The organism is Microvirga sp. 3-52 (assembly GCF_018383585.1).
Classification (GTDB): Bacteria; Pseudomonadota; Alphaproteobacteria; order Rhizobiales; family Beijerinckiaceae; genus Microvirga.
This window is the reverse complement of record NZ_JAHAMK010000004.1, coordinates 226,596-250,047: the sequence shown is the minus strand read 5'-3', so window position 1 is coordinate 250,047 and position 23,452 is coordinate 226,596. Positions and strand designations below refer to the sequence as shown.

Below are 23,452 nucleotides of genomic sequence, written 5' to 3'. Positions count from 1 at the left end.
GCGGCCCCGACTCGCAGTCAACGGATCCGTCCCAGCGGCGACGTGACGATTCCTCGGCAGAGCAAACATCCCCGAGTGGGTTGCGGGGCTTTCCGGACAGGTCGATCGTCACCTGCTTGCCAGAGATGGGGTCAAGAATGGTCATCGGACGTCGTCTTTCTGTCCTGCGCACAGTAAGGCCTCTACACGAGAGGAAACCGCCCAATCCCCGCTCCGTTCACGAGGCCCTTGGCGGTCATGTGCGCTGCAGCACCGATGTGGGCGATGAATGATCCTGAATGGAAGTATTCATCCATGTTTCATCCGTTTCATATCACTCTCGTGATGGCTTCGCCGGGAACGAGGCCAGACATGGTGGCGTTGTTCAAAGTCATAAATCACCGGAGAGTGCAATGTTTTCTTCGCGCATCTTGAAGATTGGTCTTTTAGCTTTGACCCTTTCCGGAGCCGTCACACTTGCATCGGTCCCGGCCCAGGCGGGCGAGAGTACCGGAACCTGGCGCAATGGCATGGTAGACGGCCCTTACGGCCCCGGTTGGTACGGGCCGAGAGGTGCCTATTATGAGAATGCCCGGACCGTGCGGCGCAGACCGTATGTACGCGAGCGCTATCGCTATCGTCCGACCTATCGCTCGTATCGTTATGCTCCAAACCGCTACTATGGAAACTCCTACTACCCACGCCGCGGATATGGCTGGCCTGTGGAGCGGCCAAGGCCTGGCCGGGTCGATCGGGCTATCGAACAGGGGCGCCGGTAGATCGCGCCTCCTTGTCCGGAAAACTCAGGCGAAACAGCGTCGTCACACCCTTGAAGAGTGGTAGCAACGCATTTTCTGGGCAGCGCGGAAATCCGACTTGCTCGCCATGCACCTCTCTCAACGTGTTCGACGCGCGATGATCCAGACCGCGTGAACGATGCCTGGGATGTAGCCCAGGAGCGTCAGCAGAATGTTGAGCCAGAATTGTCCACCCAGGCCGACAGTGAAGAACACGCCCACGGGAGGAAGCAGGATTGCGAGCAGGATACGCAGAAGGTTTGCCATAGGATCGCGCTGAGAGGTGAGACCATGGAAGGAACGGCACCGTGACCGTTCCGTTCCAGGAGCCGGTCATCGACATGCAATCGTGACCCGCCAACTCCGATGATCGTCTGCCCTGGCATCAAGCTAGCTACTTGAGAGGACGGGAGGGCGGCGACAGGGTCGCTCTCATCAGGCGTTCCGATCCGCGCTGTTGAGTTTGGCTGTTGCTATGCTCCAGCGCCTGCGAAACTTGCCCGAGCGCACAAAATCCATCTTGGCCGAGATGGCACCGGATGTCGCCGGTTCGCGCTGCAGCGTCAGCGATCCCACTTGATATTGAGAGCGCTCGTGACGAGCCGGTCGACGAGAACAGGCGCATCCGCGGCCATGCGCTCAATCCCTGTCACGGCTTGGCGCGTCATGCGCCCGTTCAGGAACGCGTAATCCATCACGACGGCGCTCACCAATGCGAGCAGGGTCTTGAAAGCGCGTGAGGCGAAATCTGGCCAGACCATGAATCCTCTCAGGGAAACTCCGTTCGCCTCATGCCTGAAAGGCTCTGCAGGATCAAGCTTTCGCGAGCATCCACTCGTGATCCGGATCATTGTGGAACTTCCAGATCCGCTTCGGGCCCGCCATCACGTTCAGATAATAGAGCTCATAGCCGTGCGGCGCGCCGACAGGATGATAGCCCTTGGGCACCAGCACCACGTCGCCGTTGCTCGCGGCCAGCGTCTCGTCCAGGGAGCGGTCATCCGTGTAGACCCGCTGGAGCGCAAAGCCTGATGGTGGATTGAGGCGGTGGTAATAGGTTTCTTCGAGCAGCGACTCGTTCGGAAGCATGTCGCGGTCGTGCTTGTGCGGCGGATAGCTCGACCAATGGCCGGACGGCGTGATCACCTCGACGACGAGCAGGCTCTCTGCCGGCTCCGTCTCCGGCAGGATGTTGCGAACATGGCGCGTGTTGGTGCCCTGGCCGCGGGTTTCCTGACCGACCCGGTCAGGGCCGATCACGCGGGCTGGGAGCTTGCCTTCCGCAGGCGCCGTGCAGACGGCGATCTCGCAATCGGTCTGCGCCTCGAGCGACCATTCGGAGCGGGCGGGTGCATAGAGCGACCATGGATCCGCCTCGAACGGCGAGTTGCGCCCGCCGATCACGCCGAAATCCTGTCCCGAGGCCGCCACGCGCGCCTTGCCTGAAAGGAGGACGACGCAGGCTTCCCGGTCTCCCGTCGCCTGCCGCAAGCTCTGACCGCTTTTGAGCCGGTAGACCTCGAACCCGACATAGGTCCATCCGGCTGATTCGGGTGTGATGGCGTGGATGCGCCCTTGGGCATCGGGCCTCGACGGTTTGACGAGAAGCTTCGACATCGCATTTCTCCCTTATCTCAGGCCGGCTTCCTTGAGGTACCGGGTGAGATTGGCATAGCCCATCTTGGCATAGGTCAGCGGGTCGGCCTTCTTCGGGTCCTGCTCCGCCTCGATCACCACCCAGCCGCTATAGCCCGGCAGTTCCTTGAACACGGACACGAAATCCACCATGCCGTCACCGGGCACCGTATAGACGCCTGCGATGACGGAATCGAGAAAGCTCCACCCTTGCGCCCGCGCCGTCTCCATCACGTCCTTGCGGACATCCTTCGTGTGCACGTGGCTGATGCGGCTGCGATAGCGGCGTGCGAGTGCCGCCGGATCCGCGCCGCCCCAGGTGGCGTGTCCCGTATCGAGGAGAAGATGCACGGCTTCCCCCGTCGAGCGCATGAAGGCATCGATATCGGCCTCCGATTCCACGATGGTGCCCATGTGGTGGTGATAGACCACACGCACGCCTTCCTGCAGGGTGCGCTCGGCCACTTCAGTGATGCGGCGGCCGAACTCGGCCCAGTCGCCGGCTTGCATGACAGGACGCTGCGACAGGGGCTTCGAGCGGTCGCCATGGATCGCGTTCGAGGTCTCGGCGAAGACGAGCACGTTCGAGCCCATGCTTTTAAGAAGGTCGAGATGCGGGCGCAGGGCCGCCATCTCAGCCTCTGAATCGCGCTTCAGGAGCTCGGCGGAATACCAGCCCGATACGCAGGCCATGTTGAAGGGCGCAAGCGCCTTCTTCAGAGCTTCCGGCTGGCGCGGAAACTTGTTGCCGAGCTCCATGCCCTCGAAGCCCGCTTCCTTGGCCTCGGCCAGGCACACCTCCAGCGGCGTCTCGCCGCCGAGTTCCGGCATGTCGTCATTGGACCAGCCGATAGGATTGGCCCCGATGCGGATCGTCATGTTCTTGTTCCTTCCGAAAACATAATCTCAGAGCCTCATCCTGAGGAGTCGCTGAAAGCAGCGTCTACCCCTCAGGATGGGGGCAGTGTTCGTGGCTGCATTCTTAATCGCCCACCCGCTGCGCAACGAGGGAGGTTTCATAATCCTTGCGAGCAGCCTTCACCTGATCGCGCACGGAAACCTCCGGCACCGCTACATCCCACCAATGACCGCCCGCATCGGTCGAGGCGAGGGGATCGGTATCGATGACGATGACGGTGCTGCGCTCGGCTTGCCGAGCCTTCCTCAGGGCATCCTCGAGTTCCGCGATGCTCTTCACCTTCATGGATTGCGCGCCGAGGCTCGCGGCGTGGGCGGCGAAGTCGATGTCGGGCAGGGTCACATGGTTCGTATGCTGCAGCAGATTGTTGAAGCTCTCGCCGCCGGTGGCACGTTGCAGGCGGTTGATGCAGCCGTAGCCGCGATTGTCGAGCAGAACGACGGTGAGCTTCTGGCCTAGCATCACGGAGGTGGCGAGTTCGGAATTCATCATGAGATAGGAGCCGTCGCCCACCATCACGATGACTTCGCGGGAGGGATCCGCCATCTTCACGCCGAGGCCGCCCGCGATCTCGTAGCCCATACAGGAATAGCCGTATTCCATGTGGTAGCCCAGCGCCGTGCTCGCCTTCCAATGCTTGTGCAGCTCGCCCGGCAGGCCGCCGGCCGCGCAGACCACCACGTCGGTGGGCGAGGAGGTGCGCTGCACCGCGCCGATCACCTGCGCATCGGAGGGCAGTTCCGCATTGGTCGGATCCGTGTAGCGCGCGGCGGTGTCGAACCAGCGCGATTTCTCATCCCGCGCCTTCGTGGTCCAAGCCTCCGGAGCTTTCCAGGGGCCGAGGGCGCGGCTCAGTTCTGCAAGCCCCACCCGGGCGTCCGCTATGAGCGGCGCCGCATTGTGCTTGGAGGCATCGAAGGGCTGCGCGTTCAGCCCGATGATGCGCCGGTTCGGGTTCTTGAACAGGGCCCAGGAGCCGGTGGTGAAATCCTGCAGGCGCGTCCCCACCGCGATCACCACGTCGGCCTCTTCGGCGAGCGCATTGGCGGCACCCGTGCCGGTGACGCCGACGGCGCCGAGGCAGGCCGCGTGATCGTGAGGCAGGCTCGATTTTCCGGCCTGCGTCTCGCCGACGAAGAGGCCGTGCTTCTCGGCGAAATTCGCCAGCGCCTTCTCAGCGTCCGAGTAGAGCACGCCGCCGCCTGCGACGATGAAGGGCTTCTTCGCCGTGCGGATGAACTCGGCGGCCTGCGCGAGCTCCGCTTCGTCCGGACGGATGCGGCGCGGCGTCCAGATCTTTTCCGCAAAGAAGCTCTCCGGATAATCGTAGGCCTCGGCCTGCGTGTCCTGACAGAGCGCCAGCGTCACCGGACCGCACTCGGCCGGGTCCGTGAGCACGGTCATGGCGCGCTGGAGCGCCGGGATGATCTGCTCGGGCCGCGCGATGCGGTCGAAATAGCGGGAAACTGGCCGGAAGCAATCGTTCGCCGAGATCGTGCCGTCGGAAAGGCTTTCGATCTGCTGCAGCACCGGGTCGGGCCTGCGGTTGGCGAAGACGTCGCCGGGAAGAAGCAGCACGGGCAGGCGGTTCACATGCGCCACGGCGGCAGCCGTCACCATATTGGTGGCGCCGGGCCCGATGGAGGTGGTGCAGGCCATCATGCGACGGCGGCGCGAGGCCTTGGCAAATGCAATGGCCGCATGCGCCATGCCCTGCTCGTTATGGGCGCGGTAGGTGGGAAGCTGATCGCGCACGCCGTGCAGCGCTTCGCCCATGCCCGCCACGTTGCCGTGGCCGAAGATGGCCCAGACGCCGCCGAAGAGCGGCAGGATTGTTCCGTCGATTTCCGTCTTCTGTGCCGTCAGGAAGCGGGCAACGGCTTGCGCCATGGTCAGGCGGATCGTGCTCATACGGTTTCCTCTCGAATGGTGCTGGCAACAGAGGCGGCAGCGTTCTCAGGTTTTCTCGTTCACGAAAAGAGGGCAGAGCCAGGCAGAGGCTCCGCCCTTGGTATTAGGCAGCCTTCGCGCGGGCCGATACCTTTTGCCATGAATCGACCAGGCGTTGAAAGCGTGAGGCCATATCGTTGACGGCGGCTTCGTCCGACATCTCGCCCTTGAGCCAGCGCCGCGCGGCCTCGTTGAAGATCGTGCGGCCCACGGCAAAGCCCTTCACCTGCGGCTCCTTGGCGGCCGCGGCGAAGGCGGCTTCCAACTCGTCCTCAGGCGCTTCGAGACCGAGCAGCACGATGCCGCGGCAGTAAGCGTCGTTCCGGGTGATCACGTGGCCGATGGCATGCCAGGCGGCTTCGTCCCGCTGCGGCTCAAGCTTCCACCAATCGGGCTTGATGCCGAGATCGTAGAGGCGCTGCAGGATGCCGGCCACCGTGTCGGTCTTGAGGGTCCCATGCTTGCCTGCGATGATCTCCACCAGCAGTTCGCGACCAATGCGCCGCGCGGCGTCGTGCAGGCGAAGCAGGTCGCGTTCCTGGCGCTCCATCAGTTCCGGCGGATCGTCCGGATGGTAGAAGCAGAGGCATTTGATCGTGTGCCCAACCGGCCATTCCACGAGCTTGGCGCCGAGCGAGCCACCGCCTTCGAAATCGAGCGGGCGCGAGCCCGGCAGCTCCACCGGGCGGCCGATCCAGAACGGATGATCGGCGGCACGGAACAGGGCCTCGCGACCATAGGTGCCGTCGATCAGCATGCCGAAGCCGGGGCGGCCACCAGCCACCCGTGCCGCAGCCTGCACGGCGAGAACCTTGAAGTCAGGAATCCGCTCCACGGGCGCGCCGATCTCCTTCGCCATCGCTTCCAGCTGCATGCGGTGATCGATGGCAAGCGCCATGAGTGTATCGGGTTGCGGTCTTCTCGTCGTGGCCCAGTGGATGTGGTTGATGTCCTCGTCGAAGCGCAGCGCCTTGTGGCGGCTGCCCTGTTTCAGGAAGTGCTGCAGTTCGGGGAAGGTCGGGATCTCGGGCGAGCAGAGCAGGCGCGAGACCGCGAAGGCGCCGCTGGCATTGGCATAGGCACAGCAGGTCTCGAGCTTCTCGTCCCGGAGCCATCCGCGGAGGAAGCCGGAGAGGAAGGCATCCCCGGCACCGAGCACGTTATAGACTTCGACGGGGAAGCCCGGTCCCCTCACGCCGTCGTCCAGCGATTCAGGGATCTCGCCCGGAAACACCACGCAGCCCATGGGGCCGCGCTTGCACACGATGGTGGCCTTCGAGATGGCACGGATGGCCCGCATCGCCGCGAGCGTATCCTCGGACCCGCCGGCGATGTGCAACTCCTCCTCCGTGCCGACGACGAGATCGCAATCGGCGAGGATCGGCTTCAAGTGTTCCGTCACCGCATTCGAGCGTACATAGCGTGATTCGCCCGCGCCGTGGCCGAGAAGGCCCCAGAGGTTGGGACGGTAGTCCACGTCGAACACCACCTTGCGGCCGTTGGCCTTGGCAATGCGGATCGCCTTCTTCTGTGCGGCGGCGGTCGTTTCCCGTGAAAAGTGCGTGCCCGTGACGACGACGGCCGCGGCGGACGCGATGAAGCTCTCGTCGATGTCGTTCTCATGGAGCGCCATATCGGCGCAGTTGTCGCGATAGAAGATCAGCGGGAAGGAATCCTCATCGCGGACGCCGAGAATCACGAGCGCTGTGAGGCGCTGCTCATCGGTGACGATGCCGTCCGTCGCGACGCCTTCGCGCTCCATCTGCTCGCGGATGAAGCGGCCCATGGCCTCATCGCCCACACGCGTCACGAGCCCTGATTTCAGGCCGAGCCGCGCCGTGCCGATGGCGATGTTCGCGGGGCATCCGCCGACCGCCTTGGAGAAGGAGGCCATATCCTCCAGCCGCCCGCCCACCTGCTGACCGTAGAGATCGACCGAGGCGCGGCCAATGGTGATCACATCCAGGGCTGGCTTCATGCTAGTCCTCCCGCTCCCGGTCTTATAAACCGTGTGAGAGCCGCGCTTGGCTCTTGCCGTTATAGAACGTTTATTCTATTACCAGCTTATGCTGGAATATCAATTCCAAATTTGCCGTGAGCCGGCAAAGGATCAGGGGGAAACATGATCAGGATCGCCGTACTGGGCGCCGGCCGCATCGGCCGCATTCACGGGCGCAACGCCGCCAATCATCCGGATGCCCGCCTCGTGGCGGTGGCCGATCCGCACGCGCCTTCCGCGCAGGAGCTGGCGGCCGCGACGGGTGCGGAGGTCGCGGCGCTCGACGCGATCGTCGAGCGCCCGGACGTGGACGCCATCCTCATCTGCACGCCGACCACGACACATGCCGATCTGATCGAGCGTGGCGCGCGCGCCGGCAAGGCCGTGTTCTGCGAGAAGCCGGTCGATCTCTCGAGCGAGCGCATCGAGACCTGCCTCGCCACGGTCGAGAAGGCAGGCACGCCGCTGATGATCGGGTTCAACCGCCGCTTCGATCCGAATTTCGCGTCCTTGCGCCGCCGCCTCGCCGACGGCGAAGTGGGCGAGGTGGAGCTCGTCACGATCCTCTCCCGCGATCCCGGCCCGCCCCCGGTGAGCTACATCGCGACCTCCGGCGGTCTCTTCCGGGACATGATGATCCACGATCTCGACATGGCCCGCTTCCTGCTGCTGGACGATGAGCCGGTGGAAGTGCACGCAGTCGGGTCCTCCCTCGTGGATCCGGCCATCGGCCAGGCCGGCGACGTGGACACGGCCGCCGTGATGCTGAAGACGGCCAAAGGCCGGATCGTGCAGATCTCCAACTCCCGCCGCGCCACTTACGGGTATGACCAGCGCGTCGAAGTCCATGGCTCCAAGGGCATGATCCGCGCCGGCAACATCCACCGCACGACGGTGGAAGTGGCGAATGCGACGGGCATCACCGCCGACCCGGTGCAGGACTTCTTTCTGGAGCGCTATGCGGACGCCTATCGCGACGAGCTCACCTCGTTCCTGAACGCCGTCCGCGACGGCAAGCCGTGCAACCCCACCGGTCGCGACGGTCTCATGGCCCAGCGGCTTGCAGATGCCGCAACGGAATCGGCACGGAGCGGGAAGCCGGTACGGCTTTAACCTCCCTCCGTCGCCACTGGACTTGTGCCGGTGACGCTGGCACAGCGCTTCACAGGATCGTCATGGCCGGGATAAACTCGGCCATGACGAAGATGAGTGGAAGCCATCTCCGTCTGGATGAGGAGCGTTACCCCTCCGCCCGCTTCTCCGCCGTGCCCACCGCCAGCGCCATGGCCAGGGCGAACGAAGCGGAGAGCGATCGGAAGGCGCCGAAATCGGCCTCCGCCACTTCGAGCCAGACGTCGGCATTGGTCACCAGCGGGCTGAAGGCCGAATCCGTGATCGCCACCACCGGCACATTGCGCTGCGCGGCCGCCGCGGCGAGATCGGCCGTGACGGGCGCATAGGGCGTGAAGCTGATGGCGAGCACCGCGTCGCGCTTGGTGGCGATGGCGAGCTGCTCGGGCCCGAGCTGGCCCACATGATCGATGAGGATGGCACGCATGCCGAGCTTGCCGAAGGCATAGGCGCAATAGGCGATGACCGGAAACACCCGGCGGGCGCCAAGCAGGTAGACGGTATCGGCCTTGGCCAGGGTCTCTATGGCGCGGGACAGTTCCTCAGGGCGCACTGAAGCCTGCATCCGCTCCAGGGAGACGGCTGCGGCATTGGTGAAGCCTTCGAGCAGGGACACCGCATGAACGTGATGTCCCTCGGCATCGCGCAGGCCCCTCAGGCGCTCGCGGTAATCAGGAAAGCGCTCCCGCAGGCGATCGCGGAAAATCTGCTGCAGGTGGGAGAAGCCGTCATAGCCGAGGCTTTTGGCGAAGCGCACGAGGGTGGAGGGCTGCACGCCGGCATGCTCGGCAATGCCCGCCACCGTTCCGAACGCCACGTCCTCCGGATGCTGCAGGGCGAAGGCGGCAAGCTGCTTCAGCCGTTTGGGCATCGCATCATGACGGCTGAGCAGAAGTGACCGCAAGCCATCGAAATTGTCAGGCGCCTCCGATGTGGCCGCTGCTGCCTCGCCCATGCTCCTGTCACTCTCCATGCCCAAGCCCAGGGCTCCAGATCGGCCTTGACACCGATCCTACAAAAATGGAATAAAAATTCCAATATATAAACAAAAAAGGTTCTGGCGTTCCGTTCTATCGGACGACCGAACAGCCGGAGAGAACGCCTTGAAACGGATGATTCGCTCTTCGATTCATTGGTAGCTCTTTGGCAACTGGCGTCAGCAGCCTGTCGGCCGCAGCGGTCGATACGGTCAAAACTTTGGCAGGTTGCTGACAGAAGATACCAATCGGGAGGAAGCACATGAAATCGTTCGTTACCGGTCTGGCTGCCGCAGCAGCCCTGACCCTCGCCACCGCCGCCCCGGTCGCGGCGCAGCAGAATTCCCGCATCATCGTGGTCAGCCACGGTCAGGCCAACGATCCGTTCTGGTCCGTGGTCAAGAACGGCGTGGCGGCAGCCGGCCAGGACATGAAGGTCCAGGTCGATTACCGTGCGCCCGAAACCTTCGACATGGTCGCCATGGGCCAGCTCATCGACGCGGCCGTGAACCAGAAGCCGGCCGGCCTGATCGTCTCGATCCCCGATGCCTCGGCGCTTGGCCCGTCGATCCAGAAGGCGGTGGCCGCCGGCATCCCGGTGATCTCCATGAATTCCGGCTCCGACGTGTCGAAGAAGCTCGGCGCCCTGCTCCATGTGGGTCAGGACGAAGTCGAGGCCGGGCGCATCGCCGGTGCCAAGCTCAAGGAGATGGGCGGCAAGGTCGGCTTGTGCGTGAACCAGGAGGTCGGCAACGTGTCGCTCGATCTGCGCTGCAAGGGCTTCATGGAAGGGTTCGGCGGCAAGGTGACGGTCCTGCCGGTCACCAACGATCCGGCCGATATCCGCGCCAAGGTGAAGGCGGCGGTCGCCTCTGACGCCTCGGTCGACACGATCCTGGCGCTCGGCGCCGGCACGGCGGGCGAGCCCTCGGTCGCGGCCGTGAAGGAAGCCGGCAAGACGGGCGCCATCCGGGTCGCCACCTTCGACATGTCGGCCGGGTTCCTCAAGTCGGTTGCGAGCGGCGAGGCGGTCTTCGCCATCGACCAGCAGCAGTACCTGCAGGGCTATCTGCCGGTGGTGTTCCTGGCGAACTACGCCAAGTATGGCCTGATGCCGGGCGGTGACGTCGCCTCGGGCCCGAACCTGATCACGAAGGAAAAGGCCAATCAGGTGGTCGAGCTGTCCGCCAAGGGCATCCGCTAACGATTGCTCAGAGCCCGCGGTCGCCATGACCGCGGGCTTCTCGTTTACACGCATCCATTCGGGGAGGCGCCCATGGTGAACACCACTCAGCCGACCGCAGATCTGTCTCCGGCTCCCGCCGTAAAGAAGATCCAGGATGAGCGCCTGAGGGAGGTCTCCCTCCTCACCAAGATCATGCGGCGTCCCGAACTCGGCGCTCTTGCCGGTCTCGTCCTCGTCGCGATCTTCTTTCTCTCCACCGCCGATGCGTCCATGTTCACGCTCGCGGGCATCATGAATATCCTGTCGCCGGCCTCGCAGCTCGGCATCCTCGCCATCGCGGCCGCCCTTCTGATGATCGGCGGCGAGTTCGATCTCTCCATCGGCTCGATGGTGGCCTTCACGGGCCTGATCTTCGGGGCCTTCATCACGCTCAGCGGCTGGTCCTTGCCCCTTGCGATTGCCGCCACCCTCGTCGTGGCCGCCGTGCTCGGCGGCCTGAACGGCCAGATGGTGATCCGCACCAGGCTGCCTTCCTTCATCGTCACGCTCGCCTTTCTGTTCATCCTGCGCGGCCTTTCGCTCGTCGGCCTGAAATGGGCGACCGGCGGCTCGACGCAGATGCGCGGCATCGGCGATCAGGCAGGCGAGGGCATCATCCGCGAACTCTTCTCGGGGAATGCCTTCGAGGGGGTGTTCTCCTGGCTCGCGGCGCACGACGTCATCGCCAAGTTCCCGAACGGCACGCCCACCGTGACGGGGATGCCGGTCTCCATCGTCTGGTTCATCGGCTTCGCGCTTGTGGCGACTTGGCTGCTTCTGCGCACCCGCGCCGGCAACTGGATCTTCGCGGCAGGCGGGGATGCCAATGCGGCGCGCAATTCGGGCGTGCCGGTGGACCGGGTCAAGACCGCGCTCTTCATGCTCACCGCCTGTGCGGCCGCTCTCGTGGCCATTCTCACCGTGCTCGATGCGGGCTCGACCGATGCGCGGCGCGGCTTCCAGAAGGAGTTCGAGGCCATCATCGCGGCGGTGATCGGCGGCTGCCTCCTGACCGGCGGCTACGGCTCGGCCATCGGGGCATTCTTCGGCGCCATCATCTTCGGCATGGTGTCCATCGGCCTCACCTATACGAGGTTCGATTCCGACTGGTTCCAGGTCTTCCTCGGCGCCATGCTGCTGCTCGCGGTGCTGTTCAACAACTTCATCCGGCGCAAAGTGACGGGAGAACGCTGATGGACACAGAAGCTCCCCTCATCGACATCCGCAACCTCGTCAAGCACTTCGGCTCGGTGATCGCGCTGTCGGGCGTGTCGCTCACCGTCCATCGCGGCGAGGTCATGTGCCTGCTCGGCGACAACGGCGCCGGCAAGTCCACGCTCATCAAGACGCTTGCCGGCGTGCACAGGCCGACCTCGGGCGAGTTCCTGGTCGAAGGGCGGCCGGTGGCCTTCGCCAGCCCGCGCGATGCGCTCGATGCGGGCATTGCGACGGTCTATCAGGATCTTGCGATGATCCCGCTCATGTCGGTCACGCGCAACTTCTTCATGGGCCGCGAGCCGGTCAAGGGCATCTGGCCGTTCCGCAATGTGGATTTCGATCATTGCGACGAGGTCACGCGCGAGGAGATGCACAAGATCGGCATCGACGTGCGCGATCCCCATCAGGCCGTCGGCACGTTGTCCGGCGGCGAGCGCCAATGCGTGGCCATTGCGCGGGCGGTTTATTTCGGCGCGAAGGTGCTGATCCTCGACGAGCCCACTTCGGCGCTGGGCGTGGCGCAGACCTCCATGGTGCTCAAATACATCCACCAGGTGCGGAGCAAGGGCCTCGGCGTCATCTTCATCACGCACAACGTCCGTCACGCTTACGCGGTGGGCGACCGCTTCACGGTGCTCAACCGGGGCAAGACGCTGGGCACCTACGAGAAGTCGCAGATCCAGATCGACGAGCTGCAGAACCTCATGGCCGGCGGCAAGGAACTGCAGGCGGTGTCGGCGGAACTCGGTGGGATGGTTTGAGAGATCACATCTAGCCCAACCCCCATCCCGAGGAGCCTGCTGCGCGACTTCCGCAGAGGCTGACTGATAAAGGGCCCGCGATCTCTTCCCGTCATCACCGGCCTTGTGTCGGTGATCCCGATGGAATGAGTCGCGTAGCGCTCTTCCTACCGGGATGGCCGGGACACGCCCGGCCATGACGGCGAGGGAGGCCGAATACCGAGCCAGCCTCTCAGGATGAAGGCATTCATATCAAGTCAGGAGCATGACACATGACAGGTCTCGGCATCGGCCTCATCGGCACGGGTTATATGGGCAAGTGCCATGCCCTGGCCTGGAACGCCGTAGCTGCCGTCTTCGGCGATGTGGAACGGCCACGCCTTGCGGTTTTGGCGGAAGCCTCGCAGGATCTGGCCGAGAGGAAAGCGCGCGAGCTCGGCTTCGCGCGCGCCACCGGCGACTGGCGTTCCCTCGTCACCGATCCTGCGGTCGATGTGGTGTCGATCACCACGCCCAACGCCTTCCATCCCGAGATGGCGATCGCGGCGCTGGAGGCGGGCAAGCATGTCTGGTGCGAGAAGCCCATGGCAACGCGCCTGCCCGATGCGGAGCGGATGCTCGCCGCGGCTCGTGCGTCCGGCAAGGTGGCGGCGCTCGGTTACAACTACATCCAGAACCCCATCGTCCGTCTGATCCGCCGCCTCCTCGACGAGGGCCGGATCGGCGAGGTTAATCATGTACGCGTCGAGATGGATGAGGATTTCATGGCGAACCCCGAGGAGCTCTTCTACTGGAAGAGCGAGGCGAGTTCCGGCCATGGCGCCCTCGACGATTTCGGCGTCCATGCGTTGAGCCTGATCTGGATCCTGTTCGGCGGCGTGCGCCGTGTCTGCGGGCATATGGCGAAACCTTACGCGGATCGCCCCGTGAAGGATGGCGGCCGCCGCTCGGTCGAGACCTATGACATCGCCACCACGCTGATCGAGCTCGACAATGGCGCCTCCGGTGCGATCGCGCTCAACCGCTCGGCCTGGGGCCGCAAGGGCCGAATCTTCGTCCAGCTCTTCGGCTCCAAAGGCACCATCGTCTTTGACCAGGAACGCATGAACGAGGTCCAGCTCTACACGACCGACGGAGCAGGAGAGACGCAAGGGTTCCGCACGATCCTGACCTCCCCGCATCACTCGCCTTATGATAAATTCATCCCCGCGCCGGGACACGGGCTCGGTTTCAACGATCTGAAGATCGTCGAATGCCGGGAGCTGATCCGCCGCATCGATGGGGAGGCCGCCCATCTGATCACGTTCGACGACGGCATCCGCATCGAGCGGGCCGTGGATGCGATTGCGAGAAGCGCGCATTCCGGCGTTTGGGTCGACATCGCAACGGGTGGGGACAGACAGGCCGCTTGAGGAGTTCGACCATGAAAGTCGGGACAACGGCGGATCGGATCGTCATCGAATACGATATCGGGAAGGCCCCGCACCAGATCTGGGCAGCCTTGACCGCCCCGGACGCCATCGCATCCTGGTGGGGCGACCATGTGCGCCTCGATGCGAAAGCCGGCGGCGCCTTCCGGGAGGAATCGACGGACGAAACCGGTCGAACGGTTGTCACCACTGGAACCGTGAGCCGATTCGAGCCGCCGGAATTCCTCGAACTGTCATGGGCCGGCGAGGACTGGCCGCAACCCACCCAGGTGTCCATGGTTCTCGATCCGGTTGCCGAAGCGAAGACGCTCCTGCGCCTGGAGCACCGAGGCTGGTCGGTTCTTCCGGCCGACAGGAGGCAGCGGCTGATCGAGCAGCATGCAGCGGGCTGGCATCACCACCTGCGGGATCTGGAATCATATCTCGAACGTTAAAGTTCCGCTCCCAACCTACCTCTCACCTCATCCTGAGGAGGCGCGCAGCGCCGTCTCGAAGGAGGATCAAGAGTGCACTGGAACCTCCTTCGAGACGCAGACTCCGTCTGCTCCTCAGGATGAGGTTTGTGTAGGTGGAGATGCGATGTGCAGCTCAGCTGTCGTCAGGCCGCGTGCGCCTTCAGAACCTCGAGGAACGCATCCGCGTAGCGGTCGAGCTTGGCCTGTCCTACACCATGGACCTCGCCGAAGGCACGCACTGTCGTCGGCCGCTTGGCCGCCATGTCGATCAGGCTGCGGTCGGAGAAGATCACGTAGGCCGGCACGCCTTCTTCCTTGGCAAGCCGCGTGCGCAGGCCTTTCAGGTCGAGGAGCAGCGGATCGTCGGACGGCACCACGGATTCCGCTTCCATGCGTCCACGCCTGCGGCGGCGCTCGGCGGGTTTCATGAGCACGTCGGAGCGCAGCTCGATCCGTTCCTGGCCCTTGAGAACGGCCACGCCTTTGTCCGTCAGCGTCCAGCGTCCGTATTCCGCCAGTTCCAGTCCGATCAGGCCCGCCGCATAGATCTGCCGCAGGAGCGAGCGCCATTCGGTCTTCGCCCGGTCGTTGCCGACCCCGAACGTCTTCAGCTTGTCGTGGCCGAAGCGGCGGATGGAATCCGTCTCCTCGCCCACGAGGATGCTGATGAGATGCTCCGTGCCGAAGCGCTCGCCCGTGCGCACGATGGCCGAGAGAATCTTCTGCGCCTCGATGGTGCCGTCGAAGGACATGACGCCGTCGATGCACAGATCGCAATTCCCGCAAGGGTCGGTGCTCTCGCCGAAATAGGCGAGAAGGGTCTGGCGCCGGCAGCGTGGGGCTTCGCACAGGGCGACGAGCGCATTGAGCCTCTGGCGTTCGACGCGCTTCTGCTCGTCCGCCGCATCGCTCTCCTCGATCTGCAGGCGACGCAGGCGCATGTCGTCGAGGCCGTAGAGGGTGAGCGTGTCGGCCGGCGCGCCGTCGCGGCCGGCGCGGCCGATCTCCTGGTAATAGGCCTCGATGGATTTCGGCAGGGCCGCATGGGCGACAAAGCGCACGTCCGGCTTGTCGATGCCCATGCCGAAGGCGACGGTCGCCACCATCACGACACCGTCCTCCTGGAGGAAGATGTCCTGGTTCTTGGCGCGATCCTGTTGCGCCATGCCGGCATGGTAGGGCAGGGCGCGGTAACCGGCCTGGCTCAACGAATCCGCCAGCCGTTCGGTGGCGTTGCGGGACGAGCAATAGACGATGCCGCTCTCGTGGCGGTGCTTGTCGAGGAAGGAGAAGAGCTGGCGCTTGGAATTCTCCTTCGACTGCATGGCAAGGCGCAGGTTCGGCCGGTCGAATCCATGGATGAAGAGGCGCGGCTCCTGCTCGAACAGCCGGTGCATGATGTCGCTGCGCGTCGCCACATCGGCGGTCGCGGTCAGCGCGATGGTCTGCACATTGCCGAGCCGCTGGCGCACCTCGCCGAGCATGGCGTATTCGGGCCTGAAATCGTGCCCCCATTGCGAGACGCAATGGGCCTCGTCGATGGCGAGCAGGTTCACACCGGCCCGGCCCAGCCACTCGGTCGTGCCAGTGTTGGCGAGGCGCTCGGGCGAGGCGTAGAGAATGCGCATGCGGCGGTCGCGCACCGCGTCGACCACGCGGCGATTCTCCTCCGGATCGTTGGCGGAGTTGAGGCTGCCCGCTTCGATGCCGAAATGGCGCAGGGCCGCCACCTGATCACGCATGAGGGCGATGAGAGGCGAGACCACGAGCGTCAGCCCCTGGCGGGCGAGGGTCGGCAGCTGAAAGCACAGGGACTTGCCCGCACCCGTGGGCATGACGGCCAGAACGTCCTCGCCGGCCAGCACGGCGCGCACGATCTCCTCCTGTCCTTCGCGGAAGGAGGGGAAGCCGAAAACGTCGTGGAGAATCTTGGCGGGATCGATCACGTCTGCCGTGTGGCCGAGGAGAGGCTTCCCGTCAATGCGGCATCGGGAATCTGCAAGCGCGCCAGCACCCCGCGGGCTGCGGCAAGGCCGGTGGCGAAGGTCGCCTGGAGGAGGTAGCCGCCGGTGGGCGCCTCCCAGTCCAGCATCTCGCCGGCCACGAAGACCCCCGGCATCCGGCGCAGCATCAGGTGCTCGTCCACCTCGCCGAACGGCACGCCGCCGGCGGTGGAGATGGCCCGGTCGAGGGACTTCGTGCCCGCCAGCGTCAGGGGCACGGCCTTGATCAGGCGGGCCAGCGCCCCAGGCTCGAGCGGAAGGGATGGCGAAGCCTCCCGCAGCAATGCGATCGCGACGGGGCTGAGGCCGCCGGCCTTGCGCAGGAAGGTGGAGGCCGACTGGCCCTTTCGCGGAGCGCCCAGGCGCGTCACCAGGACCTCCTCGGACAGATCGGGCCGCAGATCCAGGTGCAGCGTGGCGCCGCCCGTCCGCTCGATGGCGTCGCGGAGCCTGGCCGAGAGGGCATAGACCGCCCCGCCTTCGATCCCGTCCGCCGTCACGATGGCCTCTCCCCTCACGGTTCTGCCCTCGAAGGTCAGGGCCACTCGCTTCAGGGGCTCGCCTTCGAAGCGGCTGCGCATGACGTGGGACCAGGGGAGGATGAAACCCACATTGGCGGGACGCAGGGGAGAGATCGCGATGCCGCGCCGGGACAGCAGCTCCACCCAGGTTCCATCGGAGCCGAGCCGGGGCCAGCTCGCGCCGCCGAGCGCCAGGATGGTGGCAGCAGGCCTGACCCGCAGCGGCTCTCCGGCCGCGTCGGTGAAGATCAGAGCGCCGTCCTCGTCGAAACCCTGCCAACGGTGGCGCGGCGCGAAGCGGACGCCGAGGCTCTCGAGCCGCGACAGCCAGGCGCGCAGGAGGGGAGAGGCCTTGAAGGCCTTCGGAAAGACGCGGCCGCTGGAGCCCACGAAGGTCTCCTGTCCCAAGCCCTCGCTCCAGGCGCGCAGATCCTCCGGGCGGAAGGCCTCGATCAGGGGCCGCAATGGCGCCTGGGCCTCGGCGTAACGGGTGGCGAAGCGCTCGAACTCTTCCGAATGGGTCAGGTTCAGGCCGCCCCGGCCTGCCATGAGGAGCTTTCGGCCTACGGACGGCATCCGGTCGTAGACGGTGACGGCGAGCCCTGCGCGCCCAAGCATCTCCGCGGCGATCAGGCCGGCGGGGCCGCCGCCGACGATGGCGACTTCGGGAGGGGAGGAGCTTGAGGACATGCGGTCAGCTGACGCGGGAGGACGTGGAATCTGGACCCTCGCGCTTCAACATGGCATGGAGCGTCATCGGGTTCATGGCTTCTGCACATGAACGCCACAGGCACTTTTTGCAAGGGGAGCGGCGCTTGAACGCCGCCCGAAGGGGATTTCCGATGCGTGCTCTTTTCATCTCAGGCCTCGTCGCCCTGGGGCTGGCCGGCTGCGCGGGCGATTGGGCTCTCACCCCCAAGGACGCCGTCCTGGCGAGCTCCACGAACGATGCCGCCGAGGCCGCGCGGCTGATCTCGGCTTACCGCGTCTCGAAGGGCTTGGGCCCGGTGACGGTGGATTCGTCCCTCAACAAGGCCGCGGAGCATCAGGCGCGGGCGGTCGCGGCGGCAGGCCGGCTCAGCCATGGCAGCTTCGCCAGCCGCATGAATGAATACGGCATCATCGGCTACTCGGCCGAGAATCTCTCGGCCGGTTCGGATTCGGTCGATGGGGCCATCGGGCGCTGGAAGGCCTCTCCGGGCCACAACAGCAACCTCCTGATGCCGCAGGCCCGGAAGATCGGGCTCGCCCGTGCGGATGCGAACAATCGCTACGGGCGGTATTGGGCGCTCGTCCTCGGTCAGTGATGAAGGCACTAACGCGAGCGCGAAGCGTTAGGATCTCAGTTCCTCTCCTTTGCGCTTCGCATGACCCATCAACAAATGCTCTCTTTCGCCATCGTCGCCGGGATGATGGTGCTTTTCGTCTGGGGACGCCTTCGCTACGATCTCGTGGCGGTCCTGTCGCTTCTCGTCGCCGTGCTCGTCGGCATCGTTCCCGCCGACAAGGCCTTCGAAGGCTTCAGCGACGACATCGTCATCATCGTGGCGAGCGCGCTTCTGGTCAGCGCCGCCATGGCGAAGTCCGGTATCCTCGAGGCAGGATTGAACCGGGTCGGGCCCTATCTGCGCACAACGCAGATCCAGGTCGTCGTGCTGGTGAGCGTGGTGACGGTGCTCTCCGCCTTCGTGAAGAACATCGGCGCATTGGCCATGATGATCCCCGTGGCGTTTCAGATCGCCCGGCGGACGAACACGCCGCCTTCGAGCTTTCTCATGCCGATGGCCTTCGGCTCCCTTCTCGGCGGCATCGTCACCCTGGTCGGCACCTCGCCGAACATCATCGTGTCCCGGGTCAGGGAAGAGCTTCTGGGCGAACCGTTCGGCATGTTCGACTTCACGCCGGTCGGGATCGGCATCGCGCTGGCGGGCGTCGTCTTCCTCGCCTTCGGCTACCGTCTGCTGCCGCAGGGCCGCAAGGGCGCCGCCTCCCTCGATGCGGCGCTCAACATCAAGGATTACGTGACCGAGGCCCGCGTCACGCCTGAATCCGATGTGATCGGCCAGACGGTGGCGGATCTGCACAAGCTCGCCAACGGCGAGGTGAAGGTGGCGGCCATCATCCGCAACGAGACCCGCAGCTCCAGCCCCCTGCCGGATGCGACGCTCCGCGAGAACGACGTGCTCATGCTGGAAGGCGAATCGGATGCCCTCGAAAGCGCCGTCGCCCGGGCCGGGCTGAAGCTCAGTCGGGAGCATCGCCAGCCCGAGATGGACGAGGCGCTGGACGAGATCGGCGTCATCGAGGCCATCGTCGGACCCAGTTCCACCCTGACCGGCGTTTCCGCGGAGAAGATCGGTCTCTATGAGCGCTTCGGGGTCAATCTCATCGCGGTCAGCCGCAGCGGCGAGCGCTTCAAGGAGCGGCTGCGCACCATTACCCTGCGTCCGGGCGACGTCATCGTCCTCCAGGGCAATCTGAGACGCCTGCCGGATACTCTGCGCGATCTCGGCTGTCTTCCTCTGGCGGAGCGCGAGATCCGGCTTGGCAGCGCGCGGCGCAGCCTCGTGCCGGCGGCCGTCCTCGTGGGCACCATGGTGCTCGTGGCCTTCAACATTCTGCCGGTGGCCATCGCGTTCTTCGGGGCGGGCGTCCTTCTCGTCCTGTTCGGCTCCCTGACCCTGCGCGAGGCCTACGAGACCATCGAGTGGCCGATCATCGTCATGCTCGGCGCCCTGATCCCGGTCAGCGAGTCGATCCGGACGACCGGCGGCACGGACCTGATCGCGGGATGGCTCTCGGCGGCCGCCAACATGCTGCCGCCCACCGGGGCTCTCGTGCTCATCATGGTGGCCGCCATGGCGGTGACGCCGTTCCTCAACAATGCCGCGACCGTGCTGGTGATGGCCCCCATCGCGGCGAGCTTTGCCACCCAGCTCGGCTTCAGACCGGACGCCTTTCTGATGGCGGTGGCCATCGGGGCCGCCTGCGATTTTCTCACCCCCATCGGGCATCAGTGCAACACCCTGGTGATGGGGCCGGGCGGTTACCGATTCGGTGACTACTGGCGGCTCGGGCTGCCGCTTTCGATCCTGGTGGTGGTGATCGGCGTCCCGCTCATCATGCTGGTCTGGCCGCTGCAGTAAGGCGGATCAGCGGAAGATCGCCATGAGGAGCAGGGTGGTGCCTGCCACGGAAGACGAGAGCGCGACGATCATGGCCCAGATGTGCAGCCTGTCCCGCTCCTCCTGATTGAGCAGCGGGCGGTAGCGCGAATCCGAACGACCGAAGATGAAGCTGGTATTCCGCGCCGGCCGGGGATCGTGGGGGAGAACGCAGAAGCTCGACCGCACCGTCTGATGACGGACGCTGTAGGACGGTTCGCGGGAGAGCGGCGGGGTCATGGCGGGCGCTACATGGGACAAGATTACGGATGAGAGGTTCGCCTCAAAGCCGTGAACGAGTGGTAAAGGCGCAGAGGCACTTTCCATCGTCGTAAACCAAACCTTGATCGCCCCTCGATCTTCCCTGTGGATGGTCCGGACCATCCCGGGCAGGTGTTCCATTTTTCGTGGTTTTGTAGTTATATTATGTCGTAACGTTAACAGGAGGGGCGAATCATGATCAGGATCGCAACCGGGGCGGGCGCTCTTGCGATGGTGCTCCTCCTGGCCGCCTGCAATCAGAACGGCGCCGGATCGGTTGCCCTTGGAGCCGCCACGGGACTGGATCCGACCGGACTGTCCGGAACGGCCGTCGGTCTGGTCCAGAGCGCTCAGCCTGAGCGGGATCCGGATCCGCAGAGCGTGGATTTCAGCCGATTCGCCTCACGTCTCTCCGATGTCGCTGCCGGCAACACGGCGCGGCCGAACTATCTCGGTGAACTCGACCGCCAGTCGAGCCTGGTGATGGCCAGGCACGCAGCCGGCATGGCCAGTACGGTGGCATCGGCGGCCATCGGCGGAGCCATGACCGGCGGCGTCGGCCTGGTGGCGGCGGCTCCTTCTCTCGCCATGCAGGCTGCAGCAGCCGGCATGACGACAAGCCAGTTGGCCGCCGCGAGAGGTCAGGCCAGCGCCGCCATCGCACAGGCGGAGGCTCAGCGGGCTGCACAGCAACTCGTTCCCGATGCGGATCGCCCCGCGGAGGCCCGGGCCATTCTCTCCATCCTGGACGGTGCAGGCGCTGCCAGCGCCGCGTGGCAAAATCCGTCCACCGGGGCTTCCGGCAAGGTGAGCTTGAAACCGACGAACAGGAAAGCGTTCGGCGCGCTCGATTGCCGCCTCGTCCGGCGGGAATTGCGAGGCGGCCGGGCCACGCGGACGGGCGAGATGCTCGCATGCCGCAGCAACGGGGAATGGTACGACCTCTCCTGACCGCAGAAAACGGGTCGTGCGACGATCGTCTTTGTGTCATTCCGGTCCGCGAGATCCGGAAACGACCTTATGACACAAGCTGCCATCCAAAAGACCATGACCGCGTCCGACTGGGCGCTGTTGGCCCTTCTCTCGATCGTCTGGGGCGGGTCCTTCCTCTTCGTGGGCGTGGCCGTTCGCGAATTGCCGCCCCTGACCATCGTGGCCCTGCGGGTGGTGACGGCGGCCTCGGCGCTGCTTCTCACCTTAAGGCTCATGGGCGTGGATCTGCCGCGCACCCGTCAGGTCTGGGCGGCCTTTCTCGGCATGTCGATCCTCAACAACGTCATCCCCTTCACCCTGATCGTCTGGGGGCAGAGCCATATCGCCAGCGGCCTCGCGTCCATTCTCAATGCGACGACGCCGCTCTTCACGGTCATCGTGGCGCATTACCTGACCGACGACGAGCGGCTGACGGGGCAGCGATTCGCCGGCGTGATCGTGGGTTTCGCCGGCGTTGCGGTGATGATCGGGGTCGCGGCTTTCGCTTCGCTGGATGCGAGCATCCTGGCGCAGCTGGCGGTCCTGGGAGCGGCCCTGTCCTATGCCTTTTCCGGCGTGTTCGGGCGGCGCTTCAAGACTATGGGCATCCCGCCCCTTGCGACTGCGGCCGGACAGGTCACGGTCTCGAGCGCGATCCTCTTGCCCGCCGCACTGATCGTCGATCGGCCCTGGACGCTGTCGATGCCGAGCACCGGGGCGATCGTGTCCCTGGCGGCCCTCGGCCTGGTCTCGACGGCCTTCGCCTATCTGATCTTCTTCCGCCTGCTCGCGCGGGCGGGCGCCACCAATGTAGGCCTCGTGACCTTCCTGATCCCGGTCAGCGCCATCCTGCTCGGCGTGCTCGTCCTCGGCGAGACCTTGGCGGTGCGGCACATGGCCGGCATGGCCCTGATCGGCGCAGGACTCGTCCTGATCGATGGCCGTCTCCTGTCGGGCCTGAAAGCGCGGCTCAGCATCAAGGAGCCGGCGCCGCGCGGAAACGGTTGAACATCATGTCCGGCGCGCTGGTGTTGTGCCGCGAGGGAACGAGCCGTCCCATCCAGGCATCGGTCACCTTGGCGCCCGGAAAATTCATGATCGGCTCTTCGCGCCAGGAGCGGGCCCCTGCCTCCCGTACGGCGATGCGCGCCACGTCGGCGTTGAACTCGGTCACGTACATGGAGCGAAGGCCCGCGAAGGGCAGGCCGGTGACGCCCTGATTGAAGGCGACGTCCAAGGTCATGCGCTCCTCGTTGAGGGCCTTGACGGCAACCTGTGCCTTTCCGCCCTTCGCCAGGGTCAGCGTGAACGTCATGGTCTTCGGGTCGAAGGTTACGTCCTTGAGATTCACCACCGGCCGCTGATCGAATTCGACCGGACCCACGAGGAAAGAGGAGCCGTAGGAGGTCCAGTCCAGATGCTCGGGCGGGAGCGGCTTGATGCGCCAATAGCCGTCGCCCGGATAGATGACGAGCACTTCCACCGCCTTGTCGCCGCGCTTCTTGAGCAATTGAAGGAGATGGATCCTGTGCGTGACCTTGTCGCCGATGGTCACCGTGACGTCGCTCGGGCGCCAGAACTCGGTGAACGACAGCCCCATGATTCGGATATTGCCGTCCTCGTAGAGGGTGCTCATGGTGGGATGCGGCTTGGCCGACGTCTCCTCGGAGATGTCCTCGCAGGCGGTCCAGTCCGGCTCCCAGCGGTCCTGTCGCAGGGAGCCCATATAGGCCGGATGCACCGCCTCGATCTGGAAATGCTTCACCTCGGACGAGGCGAAGTTGATCGCCACATTGTCCTTTTCCGCGCAGAGCACCGGTTCGCTGGTATTCGTCACGTCCACGGCCAGCCCGTCGAGAGTGGCGGCGCCTGCCGTGGAGGCAAAGCCGAGGAAGCCGAGGGCGATGAGCCGGGGCAGGAGCATGGGCATCGTCGAGTATCTTTACGGAAGATGAAACGGAGGGAAGCGCCAGAGATAGCGCGCTCCGACTATGCCGTCGAGCCAAGAGACCTTTGCAGCCGAGCCTGTTGATGGGGCATGGCTGCCATCGCATCTATGGGGTTAGGGATCGGGGG

Annotated in this window: 22 protein-coding genes; 11 read left to right on the top strand and 11 right to left on the bottom strand. The window is 65.0% G+C overall.

Annotated elements, in window-relative coordinates; all coding sequences use genetic code 11:
• Positions 1-392: 392 nt before the first annotated feature.
• Positions 393-758, top strand: coding sequence for a hypothetical protein (locus tag KHP60_RS05545; protein ID WP_213562568.1), 366 nt, complete (start codon positions 393-395; stop codon positions 756-758).
• A gap of 117 nt (positions 759-875) precedes the next feature.
• Here the strand turns inward: KHP60_RS05545 and KHP60_RS05540 are convergent, their stop codons facing one another.
• From KHP60_RS05540 to iolC, 6 genes are all read right to left on the bottom strand, one after another.
• Positions 876-1,043: a YqaE/Pmp3 family membrane protein gene (locus KHP60_RS05540; RefSeq protein ID WP_213562567.1), complete on the bottom strand. Its 168-nt coding sequence runs from the start codon at positions 1,041-1,043 to the stop codon at positions 876-878.
• Between the two features lie 296 nt (positions 1,044-1,339).
• Positions 1,340-1,537, bottom strand: coding sequence for a hypothetical protein (locus tag KHP60_RS05535; protein ID WP_213562566.1), 198 nt, complete (start codon positions 1,535-1,537; stop codon positions 1,340-1,342).
• A 52-nt stretch (positions 1,538-1,589) separates the two neighbouring features.
• Positions 1,590-2,393 carry a 5-deoxy-glucuronate isomerase gene (iolB, locus tag KHP60_RS05530; protein WP_213562565.1) on the bottom strand — a complete coding sequence of 268 codons (804 nt, stop codon included), beginning with the start codon at positions 2,391-2,393 and terminating at the stop codon, positions 1,590-1,592.
• Between the two features lie 12 nt (positions 2,394-2,405).
• Positions 2,406-3,290: a myo-inosose-2 dehydratase gene (gene iolE / locus KHP60_RS05525; RefSeq protein WP_213562564.1), complete on the bottom strand. Its 885-nt coding sequence runs from the start codon at positions 3,288-3,290 to the stop codon at positions 2,406-2,408.
• 103 nt (positions 3,291-3,393) lie between these two features.
• Positions 3,394-5,241 (bottom strand): 3D-(3,5/4)-trihydroxycyclohexane-1,2-dione acylhydrolase (decyclizing), encoded by a 1,848-nt coding sequence (gene iolD / locus KHP60_RS05520; protein WP_213562563.1) that lies wholly within the window; start codon positions 5,239-5,241, stop codon positions 3,394-3,396.
• 103 nt (positions 5,242-5,344) lie between these two features.
• Positions 5,345-7,258 carry a bifunctional 5-dehydro-2-deoxygluconokinase/5-dehydro-2-deoxyphosphogluconate aldolase gene (gene iolC / locus KHP60_RS05515; protein WP_213562562.1) on the bottom strand — a complete coding sequence of 638 codons (1,914 nt, stop codon included), beginning with the start codon at positions 7,256-7,258 and terminating at the stop codon, positions 5,345-5,347.
• A 144-nt stretch (positions 7,259-7,402) separates the two neighbouring features.
• Between iolC and iolG the strand changes: the two genes are divergently transcribed.
• Positions 7,403-8,392 (top strand): inositol 2-dehydrogenase, encoded by a 990-nt coding sequence (iolG, locus tag KHP60_RS05510; RefSeq protein ID WP_213562561.1) that lies wholly within the window; start codon positions 7,403-7,405, stop codon positions 8,390-8,392.
• 127 nt (positions 8,393-8,519) lie between these two features.
• Here iolG and KHP60_RS05505 read toward each other — a convergent pair whose 3' ends face one another.
• Positions 8,520-9,383, bottom strand: a complete 864-nt coding sequence (locus KHP60_RS05505) for a MurR/RpiR family transcriptional regulator (RefSeq protein WP_213562615.1) — start codon at positions 9,381-9,383, stop codon at positions 8,520-8,522.
• Positions 9,384-9,649: 266 nt separating this feature from the next.
• Between KHP60_RS05505 and KHP60_RS05500 the strand changes: the two genes are divergently transcribed.
• The 5 genes from KHP60_RS05500 to KHP60_RS05480 all read left to right on the top strand — a co-directional run bounded on the left by KHP60_RS05500 (position 9,650) and on the right by KHP60_RS05480 (position 14,434).
• Positions 9,650-10,591, top strand: a complete 942-nt coding sequence (locus tag KHP60_RS05500) for a sugar ABC transporter substrate-binding protein (RefSeq protein ID WP_213562560.1) — start codon at positions 9,650-9,652, stop codon at positions 10,589-10,591.
• Positions 10,592-10,663: 72 nt separating this feature from the next.
• Complete coding sequence (locus tag KHP60_RS05495) at positions 10,664-11,806, top strand: ABC transporter permease (RefSeq protein WP_249688524.1); 1,143 nt, start codon at positions 10,664-10,666, stop codon at positions 11,804-11,806.
• Positions 11,806-12,591 carry an ATP-binding cassette domain-containing protein gene (locus KHP60_RS05490; protein WP_213562559.1) on the top strand — a complete coding sequence of 262 codons (786 nt, stop codon included), beginning with the start codon at positions 11,806-11,808 and terminating at the stop codon, positions 12,589-12,591. Before KHP60_RS05495 ends, KHP60_RS05490 begins: the two co-directional genes overlap by 1 nt.
• 251 nt (positions 12,592-12,842) lie before the next feature.
• The gene (locus KHP60_RS05485; protein WP_213562558.1) at positions 12,843-13,982 is read left to right on the top strand and encodes a Gfo/Idh/MocA family protein; all 1,140 of its coding nucleotides are present in this window, start codon (positions 12,843-12,845) and stop codon (positions 13,980-13,982) included.
• A gap of 11 nt (positions 13,983-13,993) precedes the next feature.
• On the top strand, positions 13,994-14,434 hold the full coding sequence (locus KHP60_RS05480) for an SRPBCC domain-containing protein (protein WP_213562557.1): 441 nt from the start codon (positions 13,994-13,996) through the stop codon (positions 14,432-14,434).
• Between the two features lie 164 nt (positions 14,435-14,598).
• Here KHP60_RS05480 and recQ read toward each other — a convergent pair whose 3' ends face one another.
• Entirely contained in the window at positions 14,599-16,401 is a 1,803-nt protein-coding gene (gene recQ, locus KHP60_RS05475; protein ID WP_213562556.1) for a DNA helicase RecQ, read from the bottom strand.
• Positions 16,398-17,669, bottom strand: coding sequence for a TIGR03862 family flavoprotein (locus KHP60_RS05470; RefSeq protein ID WP_213562555.1), 1,272 nt, complete (start codon positions 17,667-17,669; stop codon positions 16,398-16,400). Before KHP60_RS05470 ends, recQ begins: the two co-directional genes overlap by 4 nt.
• Positions 17,670-17,821: 152 nt before the next feature.
• On the opposite strand from KHP60_RS05470, the gene KHP60_RS05465 reads away from it, so the two are divergent.
• On the top strand, positions 17,822-18,286 hold the full coding sequence (locus KHP60_RS05465; protein ID WP_213562554.1) for a CAP domain-containing protein: 465 nt from the start codon (positions 17,822-17,824) through the stop codon (positions 18,284-18,286).
• 60 nt (positions 18,287-18,346) lie between these two features.
• Positions 18,347-20,125: an SLC13 family permease gene (locus KHP60_RS05460; protein ID WP_213562553.1), complete on the top strand. Its 1,779-nt coding sequence runs from the start codon at positions 18,347-18,349 to the stop codon at positions 20,123-20,125.
• A 6-nt stretch (positions 20,126-20,131) separates the two neighbouring features.
• Here KHP60_RS05460 and KHP60_RS05455 read toward each other — a convergent pair whose 3' ends face one another.
• The gene (locus tag KHP60_RS05455; protein WP_213562552.1) at positions 20,132-20,383 is read right to left on the bottom strand and encodes a hypothetical protein; all 252 of its coding nucleotides are present in this window, start codon (positions 20,381-20,383) and stop codon (positions 20,132-20,134) included.
• Between the two features lie 216 nt (positions 20,384-20,599).
• Between KHP60_RS05455 and KHP60_RS05450 the strand changes: the two genes are divergently transcribed.
• Entirely contained in the window at positions 20,600-21,355 is a 756-nt protein-coding gene (locus KHP60_RS05450; RefSeq protein WP_213562551.1) for a hypothetical protein, read from the top strand.
• Positions 21,356-21,424: 69 nt separating this feature from the next.
• A complete protein-coding gene (locus KHP60_RS05445; RefSeq protein WP_213562550.1) occupies positions 21,425-22,384 on the top strand; it encodes a DMT family transporter in 960 nt (319 codons plus the stop codon).
• Here KHP60_RS05445 and KHP60_RS05440 read toward each other — a convergent pair.
• Positions 22,353-23,306 carry a hypothetical protein gene (locus tag KHP60_RS05440; RefSeq protein ID WP_213562549.1) on the bottom strand — a complete coding sequence of 318 codons (954 nt, stop codon included), beginning with the start codon at positions 23,304-23,306 and terminating at the stop codon, positions 22,353-22,355. The genes KHP60_RS05445 and KHP60_RS05440 overlap by 32 nt on opposite strands.
• Between the last annotated feature and the right edge of the window lie 146 nt (positions 23,307-23,452).

What these genes read in the sequence shown, in the direction of transcription:
- KHP60_RS05470 (WP_213562555.1), bottom strand. Translation starts at nt 17,669, where the DNA reads ATGTCCTCAAGCTCCTCCCCTCCCGAAGTCGCCATCGTCGGCGGCGGC.
- KHP60_RS05490 (WP_213562559.1), top strand. Translation starts at nt 11,806, where the DNA reads ATGGACACAGAAGCTCCCCTCATCGACATCCGCAACCTCGTCAAGCAC.
- KHP60_RS05500 (WP_213562560.1), top strand. Translation starts at nt 9,650, where the DNA reads ATGAAATCGTTCGTTACCGGTCTGGCTGCCGCAGCAGCCCTGACCCTC.
- KHP60_RS05540 (WP_213562567.1), bottom strand. Translation starts at nt 1,043, where the DNA reads ATGGCAAACCTTCTGCGTATCCTGCTCGCAATCCTGCTTCCTCCCGTG.
- iolB (WP_213562565.1), bottom strand. Translation starts at nt 2,393, where the DNA reads ATGTCGAAGCTTCTCGTCAAACCGTCGAGGCCCGATGCCCAAGGGCGC.
- iolC (WP_213562562.1), bottom strand. Translation starts at nt 7,258, where the DNA reads ATGAAGCCAGCCCTGGATGTGATCACCATTGGCCGCGCCTCGGTCGAT.
- KHP60_RS05545 (WP_213562568.1), top strand. Translation starts at nt 393, where the DNA reads ATGTTTTCTTCGCGCATCTTGAAGATTGGTCTTTTAGCTTTGACCCTT.
- KHP60_RS05505 (WP_213562615.1), bottom strand. Translation starts at nt 9,383, where the DNA reads ATGGAGAGTGACAGGAGCATGGGCGAGGCAGCAGCGGCCACATCGGAG.
- KHP60_RS05440 (WP_213562549.1), bottom strand. Translation starts at nt 23,306, where the DNA reads ATGCCCATGCTCCTGCCCCGGCTCATCGCCCTCGGCTTCCTCGGCTTT.
- KHP60_RS05460 (WP_213562553.1), top strand. Translation starts at nt 18,347, where the DNA reads ATGACCCATCAACAAATGCTCTCTTTCGCCATCGTCGCCGGGATGATG.
- KHP60_RS05445 (WP_213562550.1), top strand. Translation starts at nt 21,425, where the DNA reads ATGACACAAGCTGCCATCCAAAAGACCATGACCGCGTCCGACTGGGCG.
- KHP60_RS05465 (WP_213562554.1), top strand. Translation starts at nt 17,822, where the DNA reads ATGCGTGCTCTTTTCATCTCAGGCCTCGTCGCCCTGGGGCTGGCCGGC.
- iolD (WP_213562563.1), bottom strand. Translation starts at nt 5,241, where the DNA reads ATGAGCACGATCCGCCTGACCATGGCGCAAGCCGTTGCCCGCTTCCTG.
- iolG (WP_213562561.1), top strand. Translation starts at nt 7,403, where the DNA reads ATGATCAGGATCGCCGTACTGGGCGCCGGCCGCATCGGCCGCATTCAC.
- KHP60_RS05450 (WP_213562551.1), top strand. Translation starts at nt 20,600, where the DNA reads ATGATCAGGATCGCAACCGGGGCGGGCGCTCTTGCGATGGTGCTCCTC.
- KHP60_RS05455 (WP_213562552.1), bottom strand. Translation starts at nt 20,383, where the DNA reads ATGACCCCGCCGCTCTCCCGCGAACCGTCCTACAGCGTCCGTCATCAG.
- KHP60_RS05535 (WP_213562566.1), bottom strand. Translation starts at nt 1,537, where the DNA reads ATGGTCTGGCCAGATTTCGCCTCACGCGCTTTCAAGACCCTGCTCGCA.
- KHP60_RS05495 (WP_249688524.1), top strand. Translation starts at nt 10,664, where the DNA reads ATGGTGAACACCACTCAGCCGACCGCAGATCTGTCTCCGGCTCCCGCC.
- KHP60_RS05480 (WP_213562557.1), top strand. Translation starts at nt 13,994, where the DNA reads ATGAAAGTCGGGACAACGGCGGATCGGATCGTCATCGAATACGATATC.
- KHP60_RS05485 (WP_213562558.1), top strand. Translation starts at nt 12,843, where the DNA reads ATGACAGGTCTCGGCATCGGCCTCATCGGCACGGGTTATATGGGCAAG.
- iolE (WP_213562564.1), bottom strand. Translation starts at nt 3,290, where the DNA reads ATGACGATCCGCATCGGGGCCAATCCTATCGGCTGGTCCAATGACGAC.